Genomic DNA, 15,896 nt, shown 5'->3' on the forward strand with positions numbered 1-15,896 from the left:
TATTATATGAATGTAGCCAGAATCGATCTCAACTTATTGGTATATTTAGATGTTCTGCTTCGAGAGCGAAATGTTACTCGCTCTGCAAGTCAACTTGGTATCACACAACCGGCAATGAGCAATGGACTTAAACGTCTGCGTGACCTATTTGGTGACCCATTATTGATACGAACAAGCGAAGGAATGGTGCCAACGGAACGTGCTCAGAAGCTACAGCCAATTATCAGGAATGTTTTAGCGAACGTTGAAAAGGCGGTGCAACCGACAGCCGAATTTTGCTCTGAGGATAGCGATCGGTTGTTTCGTATTATGGCGAGTGATTATACTGAATCGACTCTGATTCGAGCACTATTGAAGCGATTAGGTACCGTCGCGCCCAAAGTTCGTTTGGATATTATGACACCAAGTGATGTGAGCTACCAAGATGTGGAACAGGGAACAGTAGACATTGTAATTAACCGTTTCGACCATATTCCACAATCGTTTCATCAGACCAATATCTGGCATGACACCTTCTCGTGCCTATTCAGTTGTGATAGTCCAGCAGCAAAACAATTTGATTTAGACGTTTATCTTCAAGCGCAACATGTGTGGATCAGCAAAACAGGAATGGGGACGGGAGTAGGAGTGAATCCTAGCGATTCTCAAAAGTTAGGGTGGGTCGATGCTGAATTAGTTCGGCTAGGGAAAACGCGCAATATTACGGTATTTACTCGGCACTATTTAGCGGCTGTTCTTCTAGCGGAAGAGACAAACCTGATTGTAACCATTCCAACCAAAGCCGCCCAGTTACAGATGAACAATCCTAAGCTGATGATCAAGCCAGTTCCATTCCCTGTTGCACCGTTTGAACTAAAGATGGCATGGAGTCCATTGTTGCAAAGTAACCCCGGTCATCAATGGATGCGTCGTCTTATTAAGGATGTAGCCAGTGAATTAGAAAGCGGTATTACTGCTCAATAAACAGACATACCTATATTCATGTAAAAAATACTGAATATAAAAACTATAAATTATCTAAATTATTATCTGCTCTCTAGTATAAAATACATACTATAATCGGTAAAACTAGAGAGATATTATGAGCAATCGCATTCAACAGGGCGGCTTACAGATTGATAGCACCCTCTACGCATTAGTAAATCAACACATTATTCCTGGTACCGATCTTAATGCCGATGATTTTTGGCAATCGTTTGAAGCAATTCTTGATGACCTTGCACCTAAAAATAGAGCGTTGCTGGCTAAGCGAGAAGATCTACAACGTCGTATTAACGAGTGGCACAAAGCGCGTTCAGATAAGGCGCTAGATCCAATTGAATATAAGCATTTTCTACAAAAAATTGGTTATCTCGTTGTAGAAGGTGAAGATTTCCAAGTGTCGACAAGTAACGTTGAACCAGAAATTTCTACACAAGCAGGTCCTCAGCTCGTTGTGCCGATTATGAATGCGCGTTTTGCTTTAAACGCGGCTAACTCTCGTTGGGGAAGCCTGTATGATGCACTTTACGGTACCGATGTTATAAGTGAAGAAAGCGGAGCTGAAAAAGGCACGCAATTTAACCCAGTTCGTGGTGCTAAGGTTGTCACATACGCTCGAGATTTTTTAGATAGTGCGACCCCTTTAAATGGAGCGTCACATCATGATGCCATTCGTTATACGATTAGCAATACGCTGAATGCCACTTTGAGCAACGGAGAGCAAGTCACGTTAATGGACAGCTCACAGCTGATCGGTTATCAGGGCGAAAGCACTGCGCCGACGGCTATCCTTCTCAAGCACAATAACCTGCACCTAGAGATTCAAATCGATCCAACAACACCTATTGGCAAGTTAGACAAAGCAAGCGTAAAAGACGTTGTTATTGAATCGGCTCTGACCACTATTATGGATTGCGAGGATTCTGTCGCCGCGGTTGATGGCGAAGATAAAGCCTTAGCCTATCAAAACTGGCTGGGCCTAATGAAAGGCGATTTGCAAGAATCATTCGATAAAAATGGTAAGGCTGTCGTACGCAAAATGAGCGATGATCGCTACTACACTAATATGCACGGGGGTGAGATCTCGTTGAAAGGCCGCAGCATGCTGTTTATACGCAATGTTGGTCACCTAATGACAAGCCCTGCGATATTGGATTCTGTAGGTAACGAGGTACCAGAGGGCATTATGGATGGCATGATCACCTCACTGATAGCCATGCACGATTTAAAAGGCAATAGCCCATTTCAAAACTCAACAGCGAACAGTATCAACATCGTTAAACCTAAGATGCATGGCCCCGAAGAAGTGGTGTTTACCACAGAGTTGTTTGGTCGTATTGAAGACGCTCTGGGTTTAGAACGCAATACGATTAAGGTTGGGATTATGGACGAGGAACGTCGTACATCCGTTAACCTGAAAGAGTGTATCCGTGCCGCGAAAGAGCGTGTGGTCTTTATTAATACTGGCTTTTTGGATCGAACCGGTGATGAAATACATACCAGTATGGAAGCCGGACCATTTGCGCCAAAAGTTCAATTAAAAACCATGACTTGGATCGGGGCTTATGAAGACCAAAATGTGGATATAGGTTTAGCGTGCGGTCTTAAGGGTAAGGCTCAGATAGGTAAGGGCATGTGGCCAGAACCAGATAATATGGCCAAAATGATGGGAGCCAAGATTGGTCATCCTCAAGCGGGCGCGAACACAGCATGGGTGCCTTCTCCAACAGCTGCAACACTGCATGCCTTGCATTATCATCAGGTGAATGTGCCTAGTCGCCAAGAGGAATTGCGGCATCGTGCGCAAGCGAGTGTGGATGACATTTTAACGATTCCGCTACTGGGGGATCAAAAGCTGACCGCGGATGATATTCAAAAAGAGTTGGATAACAATACCCAAGGTATATTGGGTTATGTGGTTCGCTGGATAGACCAAGGTGTCGGGTGTTCTAAAGTACCGGATATCAATGACGTCGGCTTAATGGAAGACCGCGCAACATTGCGAATATCTAGCCAACATATTGCAAATTGGCTGCATCATGGAATATGCAGCAAAGAACAAGTGATGGAAACCATGAAGAGAATGGCGGGTATCGTTGACCTGCAAAACGCGGGTGATGGCAATTACCTTAATATGTCGCCTAATTTTGATGGGAGTATTGCCTTTTCAGCGGCGTGCGAACTTGTCTTTGAAGGATGTGCACAGCCAAGCGGGTATACCGAACCGGTGTTGCACGCAATGCGTTTAAAGCTTAAAGCGCGATAGTTTCACTATTTTAGAGATGGGTCTCATCATACTTTATTCAATGAGGTCACCTCTTTGAAGGGGTCATACCATACGGTCAAAGGCAAGCACTTCGAACTCCCTATCATTTCAGTGAAAAGGTTCTTTTTTACTAAATGATAGGTGTAAAACCACACAACAATAGACAGCATTTTTATTGAAGAAATGATGTCTATTGTTACTTTCTCAAGCTCAAAACTCGTTGTTATATTTTTCTGTTTCTAATTCTGTAAATTCATCGTCACTTGGTTCTATCTCTTCTTGTAGTTCAAGAAGGTGAATAGCAATGGTTACAAAATCACTGTCAGTAATAATGCCGACTAGTTCCTGATTAAAAACAACCGGTAAACAACCGACTTTGTGCTTTTGCATATAAACCGCACTTTCTTTTAAGCCAGCATGAGGATCAACACTCATTACGTTTCTACGCATAGCGATATCCAAAGGGGTAGTCAAGGTATGAGATTGATCTTCAGGTATCTTTTGTAAGCTAGACTCTTGTGCCGCTAATACATCCCTTTGGGTGACAACGCCAAGCAACCTATTTTCGATATCCACTACAGGGATATGGCGAATATCGTGTTCTTCCATTAAATGTTTTGCATCTGATAATGAATGGGACCGCAAAAGCGTGTGAGGGTTGCGAGTCATCATGTCTTCAATTTTGATCATCTCGACCTCCAAAGGGGGCGTTATAAAGTGAACGAATAAACTTAACTATAGGAGGGTTTATAGGATTTAACTGAGAGCCAAAGCAGTATTCTTAGCCTCAGTTACAAACTTTTACAAAACAACAATGGATGATATTTTAAGGAGATAGAAGCGGGATGAATGCGTGATGAGTATTTGTCCACTTTATTGCTAGCAGGCCTTGCTATTAATGGTATGCCCCCTATACTACGCTCCTGCAAATTTATTCGTTAAATAGAGTTAAAGACAACACAATGCAAGTTTCTGATTTCAGCTTTGAGCTGCCCAATGAACTGATTGCTCGCTATCCTATGGCAGAGCGCACAGCAAGCCGATTACTTCAACTTAACGGCATTTCTGGTGAGGTAACGGATCGTACATTTAAAGATGTCCTCGATCTTGTTGAAGAAGGCGATTTGTTAGTCTTTAACAATACACGCGTCATACCCGCTCGACTTTTTGGCCGCAAGGCTAGCGGTGGGAAGATAGAAGTACTCGTTGAACGTATGCTCGATGAGCATTCAATCTTGGCACATGTGCGCTCGTCTAAATCGCCAAAACCAGGAACCGAGCTATTTCTTGGTGAAAATGACCAATTTAAAGCGGAGATGGTTGCCCGTCATGGTGCGTTGTTTGAAATTCGATTTACATCGGATAAAGCGGTATTAGAGATATTAAACGAAGTGGGTCATATGCCACTTCCTCCTTATATTGATCGTCCAGACGACGATGCAGACAAAGAGCGCTATCAGACGGTTTACAATGAAGTCCCAGGAGCCGTTGCTGCACCAACTGCCGGATTGCATTTTGATGATGAGCTTCTAGAAAAAATTCAAGCTAAAGGTGTTGAATTCGCTTTTGTGACATTGCATGTTGGTGCGGGTACATTCCAACCTGTAAAGGTTGATAATATTCTCGATCACCATATGCATGCAGAATATGTCGAAGTTTCTCAACAAGTCGTTGACGCCGTTAATGCAACGAAAGTCCGTGGTGGCCGAGTGATTGCGGTGGGTACTACGTCGGTTCGTTCTTTAGAAAGCGCAGCACAAAGTGCCGTCAAAAATGGGACAGAATTGGTTCCTTTTTTCGACGACACAGAAATATTTATCTATCCTGGTTACCAATATCAGTTGATTGATTGTTTGATCACTAATTTCCACTTACCTGAGTCAACATTGATCATGTTAGTGAGTGCGTTTTCAGGATATGACAATGTAATGGCAGCCTATGAGCATGCCGTGAATGAAAAATATCGCTTCTTTAGCTACGGCGACGCGATGTTTATCAATAAAAAAATCTAATTTTTATCTCTAGCAGTAACGTTACGGCTAGAGAGCGACACATAAGTCAGACTGTTTCTCTGGCACATCGGAGGTTTCGTGAAATACGAACTAATTAAAAAACAGGGCAATGCCCGTCGTGGTCAACTTCAATTTGAACGTGGGACAGTTGAAACACCTGCGTTTATGCCTGTAGGTACTTATGGTACGGTTAAAGGCATGACACCTGAAGAAGTGAAAGGTACGGGTGCAGAAATTTTACTAGGTAACACTTTCCATCTTTGGTTACGTCCGGGTCAGGAAGTAATGAAAATGCATGGTGACCTACATGATTTCATGAATTGGCATGGTCCAATCCTTACTGATTCAGGCGGTTTCCAAGTATTTAGCCTTGGTGATATCCGTAAGATAACCGAAGAGGGTGTGCATTTTCGTAACCCTGTGAACGGCGACAGAATCTTTATGGATGCGGAAAAGTCTATGGAGATTCAAAAAGACCTAGGCTCTGATATCGTGATGATATTCGATGAGTGTACACCGTACCCAGCGACCCACGATGAAGCCAAAAAGTCGATGGAGATGCCACTTCGTTGGGCGCAACGTAGCCGTGATCATTTTGACAAGCAGGAAAATCCGAATTCATTATTTGGTATTGTGCAAGGTGGCGTATTTGAAGACCTGCGTGATGTTTCTGTTAAAGGCTTAACCGAGATTGGTTTTGATGGTTATGCGGTGGGTGGTTTGGCTGTTGGCGAGCCTAAAGAAGATATGCATCGTGTGCTTGAGCATACATGCCCTCAACTTCCGGAAGATAAGCCCCGTTACCTGATGGGTGTGGGTAAGCCAGAAGACTTGGTTGAAGGTGTTCGTCGCGGTATCGACATGTTTGATTGTGTTATGCCAACCCGAAATGCCCGTAATGGCCATCTATTTGTTACTGGTGGTGTGATCAAGATCCGTAATGCGAAACATAAAACGGATACAGGATCACTAGATTCAGAATGTGACTGTTACACTTGTCAGAATTATTCGAAGTCATATTTGCATCATCTTGATCGTTGTAACGAAATATTAGGTGCAAGACTGAACACTATCCATAATTTGCGTTATTATCAGCGATTGATGGCAAGTATTCGTAAGGCGATTGACGAGGAGCGTTTCGAACAGTTCGTAGAAGAGTTCTACGCACGTCGAGACCGAGACGTACCGCCATTGAATAAATAAGAGCACTGATTAGACGATTATTATGTGTCAGGGATGCAATTAAGGTCGCTAACGCATAGAAATCGAACGACAATAGCTCAATATTTTGGAGTAGACCTTGAAATAAGGAAACTACTCCCCAATTTCTTATAGCAATTAAAACCTTAAAATAGAGGACGTTTTTGAATGAGTTTATTCATTTCTCAGGCTCACGCAGCAGCTGAAGGCGCGGCACCCGGTGGTGGTTTCGAGATGATAATCATGCTCGGCATGTTTGCAGCCATTTTTTACTTCATGATTTACCGCCCGCAATCTAAGCGTGCAAAAGAGCATAAAAACCTAATGTCAGCGATGGGCAAGGGTGATGAAGTGCTTACTAGTGGTGGTCTTGCTGGCAAGATTAGCAAAATCTCTGAAGACAATGATTATCTTGTGATTGCCCTAAATGACAACAATGAAGTAACGATTAAGAAAGATTACGTTACTGCAGTGCTGCCAAAGGGTACGCTCAAGTCTTTATAATTCAGCTAAAGGGTCCTTACTGTGCTGAACCGTTATCCTTTGTGGAAGTACCTGATGGTCGTGTTTGCCATTGCTATCAGTGCGCTATATGCCCTTCCAAATATCTACGGTGAAGATCCGGCTATTCAAATTACAGGGGCGCGTGGCGCCTCTGTTGATATGTCAACGCTGGATGCTGTCACTAAAACTCTTGATGAAAAGAGCTTATCAAATAAATCCATAGTATTAGAGAATGGATCGATTCTTGTTCGTTTTAACGACACAAATACTCAAATTAGTGCTCGCGATCTTGTTAGCGAATCACTAGGCGAAGATATTATTGTTGCGTTAAACCTTGCTCCAGCTACGCCTGACTGGCTTGATTCTATCGGTGCTACACCGATGAAACTTGGTTTGGATTTACGTGGTGGTGTTCACTTCCTAATGGAAGTGGATATGGATGCGGCTATGGTTAAATTAATCGAGCAGCAAGAGGAATCTTTCCGTACTGAACTGCGTGAAGAAAAAATTCGTTATCGTGCTATTCGTAAGCAGGGTAAAGAAGCGGTAGAAGTCGTACTTCGTGACGCAGAGCAACTGGCTCAGGCAAAACAAGTTCTCTCTTCACTGCATGCGGATATGAGTTTTGTTGATTCTGAATCGAATGGCAATTTCTCTCTTACAGCCACATTTTTAGAAACACGCTTAGCAGAAGTTCGCAATTATGCCGTTGAGCAAAATATCACGATACTTCGTAATCGTGTCAATGAGCTTGGCGTATCTGAGCCGATTGTTCAACGCCAAGGCGCTAGCCGTATTGTTGTTGAATTACCGGGTGTGCAAGATACTGCACGCGCCAAAGAAATTCTTGGTGCAACGGCAACGCTTGAATTTCGTGAAGTAGACGATAAAGCGGATTTAGCAGCAGCGGCCAGTGGGCGTGCACCTGCGGGTAGCGAGATTAAAACCGATCGCGATGGTCGTCCAGTGGTGCTTAAAAAGCGCATTATTCTTGGTGGTGAGAGTATTACAGACGCCAGTTCAAGTAATGATGAATATGGTCGTCCTCAAGTTAATATCTCACTGGATAGCGAAGGTGGCAGCAAAATGTCAGCATTCTCGAAAAAGAATGTCGGCAAACTGATGGCAACCATATTTGCAGAGTATAAAGACAGTGGTCGCAAGAATGCTGAAGGCAAAGTTATTTTGTCTAAGCACGAAGAAGTTATTAACCAAGCGACGATTCAAACCGCTCTTGGTCGTAATTTCCGCATTACGGGTATCGATTCACAAGCAGAAGCACACAACTTAGCGTTGCTACTTCGTGCCGGTGCTTTGATTGCACCAATCTCTATCGTTGAAGAGCGTACCATTGGACCATCAATGGGTCAGCAAAACATAGATATGGGTATTCAGGCGTGTATCTGGGGTATGATCGCAGTAATGCTATTTACTCTGGTGTATTACCGTACGTTTGGCGTAATCGCTTGTATGGCATTGAATGCAAACCTGATTTTGATTATTGGTGTAATGTCGATGATACCAGGCGCGACGATGACGCTACCGGGTATTGCCGGTATCGTATTGACCGTTGGTATGGCGGTGGATGCGAACGTACTGATTTTTGAACGTATACGTGAAGAGCTACGGGATGGACGTAATCCGCAACAGGCGATTCATCAAGGTTATTCAAATGCATTAAGTACGATTGCCGATGCGAACATCACGACGTTAATTACTGCAATTATATTATTTGCAGTAGGTACTGGCGCGATAAAAGGCTTCGCAGTTACGCTTTCTATCGGTATCTTGACCTCAATGTTTACTGCCATTATTGGTACGCGCGCTGTCGTGAACCTTATGTATGGTGGCAAGCGCATTAAGAAATTGTCGATCTAAGGAAAAGTTATGTTTCAGATAATGAAATCAGACAAAATGATCGACTTTATGCGTTGGTCGAAAGTTGCATTTGTTTTATCAATCTTAATGATCGCGACATCAATCGGTGCGCTTTCAACGAAATGGTTGAATTGGGGCCTAGATTTTACGGGCGGTACATTAATCGAAGTTGGTTTTGAGCAACCTGCTAATCTAGAAAAGATTCGCGGAGCGTTACAAGCTGAAGGTTTCGGTGATGCTACGGTTCAGAATTTTGGTTCTGCACGTGAGGTTTTGGTACGCCTTCGCCCTCGTGAAGATATGACGGGTGAAATGCTTGGTAATCAAATACTAGACACGATTAAGTTAGGTACTGGTGAGCAAGTAGAGATGCGCCGTATCGAGTTCGTAGGGCCTAATGTTGGTGATGAGCTAACCGAAGCGGGTGGTTTAGCCATTATTGCGTCGCTTATTTGTATTCTGCTTTATGTTTCCATGCGTTTTGAATGGCGACTTGCAGCAGGTGCGGTGTTAGCACTGACTCATGATGTCATTATTACGCTAGGTATTTTCTCATTGCTAGAGATTGAAGTTGACCTAACCATTGTCGCTGCTTTGTTGACGGTTGTGGGTTATTCGCTCAATGATACGATTGTTGTATTTGACCGAATACGTGAGAACTTCCGTAAGATGCGTAAGGGCGAATCGATTGAAGTAATGAACAATTCGATTACTCAAACACTGAGCCGTACTCTAATTACATCTGCAACCACGTTGTTTGTTGTTATCGCACTGTTTACACAGGGCGGAGCAATGATTCATGGCTTTGCACTAGCACTTCTATTGGGTATCACGGTTGGTACATACTCTTCAATCTACGTGGCTTCGGCGCTAGCATTGAAACTGGGTATCCAGCGTGAGCACTTGATGCCTGCTCAAATTGAGAAAGAAGGTGCAGAATTTGACGAGATGCCATAACAGAAAATGTTGAGTGTCTTATTAAGTTAAACAAAAACCGTAGCGAAAGCTGCGGTTTTTGTTTATCGCATCTTCAAAACGTAATCACAAATTTTTTGCTTTGTTTTGAATCTTTAAGTTGAATCGGTTAAGTTTCATAATAAAAACACAAACTATCGGTGTAACATTGAGTCGTATAGAAAAACAATTTCAGATGGTTGAAATTATACGCAGCAGGCGAGTGACAACAGCTTCTTACTTAGCGGAACGAATGAATGTATCCATCCGTACTATCTATCGTTATATCAATGATCTTTGTTTGTCTGGTATACCTATAGTGAGTGAAACGGGTGTCGGATACCGGCTCGATAAAAGTTTCGATATGCCACGCCTGATGTTTACTGAAGAAGAGCTGCTCGCTCTGTCTCTCGGTGCTAAACTAGTCCAGACATGTTCAGATGAATACTTGAGTGACGCTGCAAAGTCACTATTACAAAAAGTACAGTCTGCGATTCCTCAGCATAAAAAACATGTCATCAACCAGATAATTCTCCATACCCCTTCACAACTTATTAATGAACAACAGAAAAAAATAATGTCTATTTGTAGAATGGCTATTGATAGGCAAATGGTTCTTCATATCCAATATAGTGATGCAAAAGAGACACAAACTCAGCGCGCTATACGCCCATTAGGATTGGCCTTTTGGGGGAATGGTTGGACGCTAGCAAGTTGGTGTGAAATACGTGAAGACTTTCGAGTTTTTCGATTGGATAGAATACACAATGCATACTTAACAACACGTGCATTCACAATTAATAATGAAATAAGCTTGGATGCCTTTATTCTTTGTCAGATGGAATAAATCTATCAAAACGGCTATCCATACACGCACTAATATCTGTGGTTATAAACATACCATTATAATAAAGGCTGAAAATAGTGGCGGGTGATGGACAACTCTGAGCCATCTCTTTGGTCTCAAGTTTAATTACCTTAAGTGCGATTTCACGTTTATGGCAGCTCTCAACTAAAGAGTGAGTAACATGGTATTCGGAATAGGGACACCGGTTTGAATAATAGACAACACACCCTTCAACATCGACGTCGCTTTTTCTAACGCAGTCTGAAAATTTAGGTTTTTCATCGTTGTGTTCGAATGAAAGGGAGAGTAAAACAAAATCACTTTCAGTTTTATCAGTGACTATGAAGCCCTGATTAAGTAACCATTTAGTGTCACTCATAAAATGATTTTTCTTTTTCCCAACGACAGTGACTAGCCCACGCATGTTTGCTTGCTTAGCGTCCTCTACGGCTTGTGCTAACAGCTGTTTTCCATGGCCATGATTCTTATATTTACCCGATACCCAAAAGCAGCCAAGCGCTAAATAGCCGGGTGCTTCAATGGGTAACCACGCACTTTCTGCAGGACCATACTCAATGAATACTTTCGCTCTTTCATTTAGGCGCCTAAATACATACCCGTTATCAAACTCTTTTGATAGCCAAGATTTTTTCGCTTCATAACTATCGCGGCATTTTTTATCAGAATAGGCGCAGCAAATGTGTTCAGACCCAATAGTAGATGTAGACAGTGCAATGTAATTCATATGACTACTCATTCTAATTAAGAACTAAAAAACTAAGGGTGACTTGTTAGTAGAAGCTCACTCTCAACCCTTGAAATATAATCGGATAATTGAGGATATTGTCGGACTACCTCTGTTAGTTGTGTTGGCATATCCTGAGAATCAATATTCTTAATTATGGCATATGCAAACAGGTCAAAATAGCCTAATTTTTCGCCACAAATAAATAAATGATACGTTAAATGCGCATTCAGAGCTTGGATATCTTTTTGACCCTCAAGTAATATTTCGTCGAGTGTAAATCGGCCAATACCTTGAGAATATAGATCTTTCTTTACCTGAGCCCTTGAACGCCTAGAGATCATGGGTCTCAATGGCCATTTTAATGACCCAAAAATGATGGGTTCAAAACGTTCCCAGCTTGAACCAACCATCCAACGACAATACACCATTACCCAGTACAAGTGATCCTCTAATAACCTTTGCCACGCTCTTCCTTGGCTCACCTGTCTCTCATCTAATCCTGTTTCGATGGCATACTCTGAGATGAGCCTCTGAATGATCAATTCAGAATCACCAAGCGTTTCACCTTGAAATTCAATATAAGGCATTTTTTTGTAAGGACCGTGAAATGGTAGCGCATGCTTCTTAGTGAAAGGGACTTGGTAGTAGTGCATGAACAGCTCTAGCTTGGCGCAGAAAGGGCTGGCATTGATACCATCAAATTCAGTGGCTGCTTGTTTTAATACAATCATATTCATTCCTTATGTAATTATCTGAGCATAAAAAAAGCCCCCATCTTTCGATGAGGGCTGGATAGATTGAATTCTGGATTCTATTTTAGAATGGCACTGTTACCGTTTTCACGGATATGCTTTAGAATATTCTTAGTTCCGCGGGCACTTGATGCAACGACGTTACCAGATTCCATGTAATTTGTACCACCGGCGAAGTCAGTTAGGATAGCGCCAGCTTCACGAGCGATAAGTTCACCCGCAGCCATATCCCATGGTTTAAGACCAAGCTCAAAGAAACCGTCTACACGGCCAGCCGCTACATAACATAGATCAAGCGCTGCTGAGCCCGCACGACGAAAGTCAGAACACTCAGTAAATAGTGATGTCATGATTTTAAAATAAGCTTCAGAATGTTGTTTCTGCTTGAATGGGAAACCTGTTCCTAGAACAGTACCTTCCAGATCTTTAAGTTGTTTTACGCGAATACGTGAGTTATTTAGCTGTGCGCCAGAACCACGTTGAGCGGTGAAAAGCTCATTTAACATTGGGTCATAAACACAGGCAACTTCAGTTCTGCCGTTCATACGAACTGCAATTGAAACTGAGAATTGAGGGAAACCTTTTACAAAGTTAGTAGTGCCATCTAGTGGGTCAATGATCCATTGCACGCCTTTATCTTTGCCTTCGATTGTGCCGACTTCTTCTGCAAGGATGCAGTGATCAGGATAGGCTGCTTTGATGATATCAATGATGATAACTTCAGCTTCTTTGTCTACGTTCGTTACGTAGTCATTACTACCTTTTAGTGTAGCTTCGATTTTTTCAGCGTTTTCTAATGATTTGGCAATATGATTGCCAGCTTTTCGCGCAGCGCGAATAGCGATATTTAGCATAGGATGCATAAATTTATACCCAACAGATGTTAAAGAACAGAAAGCGGCCGCGAGTATAGCAGAGCTATCAAAAAATGGAAGTGGTTATTTTTTGCACTATGGAAGGTGGTGAAGAAGGGTATCGATAGATGGATATCAGTTTAGGTTTTAATTTGGCTTGTATGCGGAATATTTAACCAATAATTTTCTGCTTATATTGAGCGAACAGTCGCACTCTCAGTTTCCCGGAAACCCTAGCTGTGCTACCATTCTACGGTTTTTCAAATTGGGCAATTTTGAGCATGTTAGATAACGTTAAAGTAATACTCATTGGGACATCTCATCCCGGTAATATTGGTTCTGCTGCACGGGCAATGAAAGTCATGGGGCTAAGCCAACTTGTTTTGGTCAAGCCGGAGTGTGAAGTCGATGCCCAAACTCGAGCATTAGCGGCAGGGGCGGCAGATATCGCTCAAAATGCAGTTATAGTCAATAGTTTAGAAGAAGCGGTAGCCGATTGTGGATTGGTTGTTGGTTCAAGTGCACGTTCTCGCACATTAGAATGGCCAATGCTTGAACCAAGGGAGTGTGGTGAAAAGTTTGCTATTGAAGGTGAAAATCACCCTGTTGCGCTGATTTTTGGTCGCGAACGCACCGGGCTCACAAATGAAGAGCTGCAGGCCTGTCACTATCATGTTTGCATTCCAGCGAATCCAGAATACAGTTCTTTGAACCTTGCTATGGCAGTACAGACGCTCTCCTATGAAGTGAGAGTTGCCCATCTTAATCGTTTACAAAGTGGTTACCCAACGCGTGTAGAAGAGTATCCACGTCACAAAGAGCTAGAGATGTTCTATGAACACCTTGAAAAAGTGATAACGAGTACCCAATTTATTGCTCAGGACAAACCCAATATGGTGATGACTAAACTGAGACGATTATTTAATCGCGCTCGACCAGAGTCTCAAGAAATCAACATTTTAAGAGGAATTTTAACCTCTGTTGAGAAGCAGTTACCAAGCAAAGAATAACCCTTTTTATTGAAAGGTTAAATACTTGACTAATTTAGTCAAATAAATACTTGACCAATTTAGTCGGGTATGAAAAACTCTTACTATATTAGACATAGCAAAGAGTGTGATATGAGACTTACATCTAAAGGAAGATATGCAGTAACTGCAATGCTAGATGTAGCACTTAATTCCCAAGAGGGACCAGTGCCACTAGCCGATATATCTGAGCGCCAAGGTATTTCGCTCTCGTATTTAGAGCAATTATTTTCAAAACTGCGCAAGGCAGGTTTGGTGGCCAGCGTAAGAGGCCCAGGTGGTGGTTACCGCTTAGGTAGACAAGCGTTTGATATATCTATCGGCATTATTATTTCTGCCGTTGATGAGTCCGTTGACGCAACAAAATGCGGTGGAAAGAGTGGTTGCCAAGGTGGCACACGCTGTCTAACTCATACGCTCTGGCGGGATCTAAGTGATCGAATAAGTGATTTCTTAGACAACATCACGCTTGGTCAACTTATGACAGATAATGAAGTACTAGAGATCGCTGATCGCCAGGGAATTGAACTGGTGGTTAATAACGGGTATACACAAAAAACAAAAAGCACTGTCGAGCCCATCAGTGCAAATGTTCGCTCATAGCGGCAATTTTTTTCACTGGAGTAAAAAATGAAACTGCCTATTTATTTTGATTATTCAGCTACGTGCCCTGTTGACCCAAGAGTCGCAGAAAAAATGGTTCAGTGTATGACGATGGACGGTAATTTTGGTAACCCTGCATCGCGTTCACATCGTTATGGCTGGCAGGCAGAAGAAGCGGTAGACACCGCTCGTGAGCAAATCGCCGATCTTATCAATGCGGATCCACGTGAGATAGTTATCACATCCGGCGCAACAGAATCAGATAACCTTGCCATTAAAGGTGCTGCACATTTTTACGGTAAAAAAGGTAAGCATATTATTACCTGTAAAACGGAGCATAAAGCGGTTCTAGACCCTTGTCGTCAGTTGGAGCGTGAAGGATTTGAAGTAACGTACCTTACGCCGGAAACAAACGGTCTTATCGACCTGAATAAATTACAAGACGCATTGCGTGAAGACACAGTTTTGGTCTCGTTCATGCATGTAAACAATGAAATTGGTGTCATCCAAGACATCAGCTCTATCGGCGAGTTATGCCGTGAACGAAAAATTATATTCCACGTAGATGCTGCTCAGTCTGCGGGTAAATTACCTATTGATGTGCAAGAGATGAAAGTAGACCTTATCTCTTTCTCTGCTCATAAAGTTTACGGACCAAAAGGGATTGGCGCGTTATATGTTCGTCGCAAGCCCCGTATCCGTTTAGAGGCACAAATGCACGGTGGTGGTCATGAACGCGGATTCCGTTCTGGTACTTTAGCTACTCATCAAATTGTTGGTATGGGTGAAGCGTTCCGTATCGCTAAAGAAGAAATGCAACAAGATTTCGACCATGGATTAGCGATGCGTGAAAGAATGCTTGCGGGCCTTGAAGGCATGGAAGCATTGACGATTAACGGTGACCTTGAGCAACGCTTACCAAATAATTTAAATATCAGCTTTGCTTTTGTTGAAGGTGAGTCTTTATTGATGGCACTGAAAGACCTTGCGGTATCTTCAGGCTCTGCTTGTACATCAGCGAGTCTAGAGCCATCTTATGTTTTACGTGCTCTTGGTCTTGACGACGAACTGGCACACAGCTCGGTACGATTCTCTTTTGGTCGTTTTACGACAGAAGAAGAAATTGATTACGCGGTTCAACAAATTCGTGTTGCCGTAAGCAAGTTACGAGACATGTCTCCTCTATGGGATATGTATAAAGAAGGGGTTGATTTGAGCTCGGTAGAGTGGGCCCATCATTGATCTTAATGAAATAGAGGATTCGAGGAA

15 protein-coding genes are annotated in these 15,896 nt (G+C 42.6%); 11 read left to right on the plus strand and 4 right to left on the minus strand.

The window, feature by feature from the left end; genetic code table 11:
* Nucleotides 1–6 precede the first annotated feature (6 nt).
* Nucleotides 7–963: a LysR family transcriptional regulator gene (locus AACW90_RS12945; protein ID WP_390235064.1), complete on the plus strand. Its 957-nt coding sequence runs from the start codon at nt 7–9 to the stop codon at nt 961–963.
* Nucleotides 964–1,081: 118 nt separating this feature from the next.
* A complete protein-coding gene (locus AACW90_RS12950) occupies nt 1,082–3,247 on the plus strand; it encodes a malate synthase G (protein ID WP_390235066.1) in 2,166 nt (721 codons plus the stop codon).
* Between the two features lie 210 nt (nt 3,248–3,457).
* Here AACW90_RS12950 and AACW90_RS12955 read toward each other — a convergent pair whose 3' ends face one another.
* A complete protein-coding gene (locus AACW90_RS12955) occupies nt 3,458–3,937 on the minus strand; it encodes a CBS domain-containing protein (RefSeq protein ID WP_390235068.1) in 480 nt (159 codons plus the stop codon).
* 272 nt (nt 3,938–4,209) lie between these two features.
* Here AACW90_RS12955 and queA point away from each other — a divergent pair, with 272 nt between their 5' ends.
* From queA to AACW90_RS12985, 6 genes are all read left to right on the plus strand, one after another.
* The gene (gene queA, locus AACW90_RS12960; protein ID WP_390235071.1) at nt 4,210–5,259 is read left to right on the plus strand and encodes a tRNA preQ1(34) S-adenosylmethionine ribosyltransferase-isomerase QueA; all 1,050 of its coding nucleotides are present in this window, start codon (nt 4,210–4,212) and stop codon (nt 5,257–5,259) included.
* A gap of 78 nt (nt 5,260–5,337) precedes the next feature.
* Complete coding sequence (tgt, locus tag AACW90_RS12965; protein ID WP_390235073.1) at nt 5,338–6,462, plus strand: tRNA guanosine(34) transglycosylase Tgt; 1,125 nt, start codon at nt 5,338–5,340, stop codon at nt 6,460–6,462.
* Between the two features lie 165 nt (nt 6,463–6,627).
* Complete coding sequence (gene yajC, locus AACW90_RS12970; RefSeq protein ID WP_195702334.1) at nt 6,628–6,963, plus strand: preprotein translocase subunit YajC; 336 nt, start codon at nt 6,628–6,630, stop codon at nt 6,961–6,963.
* Between the two features lie 21 nt (nt 6,964–6,984).
* Complete coding sequence (gene secD / locus AACW90_RS12975) at nt 6,985–8,841, plus strand: protein translocase subunit SecD (RefSeq protein ID WP_275135674.1); 1,857 nt, start codon at nt 6,985–6,987, stop codon at nt 8,839–8,841.
* A gap of 9 nt (nt 8,842–8,850) precedes the next feature.
* Complete coding sequence (gene secF / locus AACW90_RS12980) at nt 8,851–9,798, plus strand: protein translocase subunit SecF (protein WP_390235075.1); 948 nt, start codon at nt 8,851–8,853, stop codon at nt 9,796–9,798.
* Nucleotides 9,799–9,964: 166 nt separating this feature from the next.
* On the plus strand, nt 9,965–10,642 hold the full coding sequence (locus AACW90_RS12985; protein WP_390235078.1) for a helix-turn-helix transcriptional regulator: 678 nt from the start codon (nt 9,965–9,967) through the stop codon (nt 10,640–10,642).
* Here the strand turns inward: AACW90_RS12985 and AACW90_RS12990 are convergent.
* The 3 genes from AACW90_RS12990 to suhB form a co-directional block, all read right to left on the minus strand.
* A complete protein-coding gene (locus tag AACW90_RS12990; protein ID WP_390235080.1) occupies nt 10,620–11,387 on the minus strand; it encodes an N-acetyltransferase in 768 nt (255 codons plus the stop codon). The two genes, AACW90_RS12985 and AACW90_RS12990, sit on opposite strands and share 23 nt — an antisense overlap.
* A gap of 32 nt (nt 11,388–11,419) precedes the next feature.
* Nucleotides 11,420–12,121, minus strand: coding sequence for a glutathione S-transferase family protein (locus tag AACW90_RS12995; protein ID WP_390235083.1), 702 nt, complete (start codon nt 12,119–12,121; stop codon nt 11,420–11,422).
* A gap of 80 nt (nt 12,122–12,201) precedes the next feature.
* Nucleotides 12,202–13,005, minus strand: a complete 804-nt coding sequence (gene suhB, locus AACW90_RS13000) for an inositol-1-monophosphatase (RefSeq protein ID WP_390235085.1) — start codon at nt 13,003–13,005, stop codon at nt 12,202–12,204.
* Between the two features lie 272 nt (nt 13,006–13,277).
* Here suhB and trmJ point away from each other — a divergent pair, with 272 nt between their 5' ends.
* The 3 genes from trmJ to AACW90_RS13015 all read left to right on the plus strand — a co-directional run bounded on the left by trmJ (nt 13,278) and on the right by AACW90_RS13015 (nt 15,869).
* A complete protein-coding gene (trmJ, locus tag AACW90_RS13005; protein WP_390235087.1) occupies nt 13,278–14,006 on the plus strand; it encodes a tRNA (cytosine(32)/uridine(32)-2'-O)-methyltransferase TrmJ in 729 nt (242 codons plus the stop codon).
* Nucleotides 14,007–14,117: 111 nt separating this feature from the next.
* Nucleotides 14,118–14,627 carry a Fe-S cluster assembly transcriptional regulator IscR gene (iscR, locus tag AACW90_RS13010; protein WP_195702341.1) on the plus strand — a complete coding sequence of 170 codons (510 nt, stop codon included), beginning with the start codon at nt 14,118–14,120 and terminating at the stop codon, nt 14,625–14,627.
* A 27-nt stretch (nt 14,628–14,654) separates the two neighbouring features.
* A complete protein-coding gene (locus AACW90_RS13015; protein WP_195702342.1) occupies nt 14,655–15,869 on the plus strand; it encodes an IscS subfamily cysteine desulfurase in 1,215 nt (404 codons plus the stop codon).
* Nucleotides 15,870–15,896 lie beyond the last annotated feature (27 nt).

The sequence above is a fragment of the Vibrio frigidus genome (assembly GCF_042465995.1).
In the GTDB taxonomy this organism is placed as follows: domain Bacteria; phylum Pseudomonadota; class Gammaproteobacteria; order Enterobacterales; family Vibrionaceae; genus Vibrio.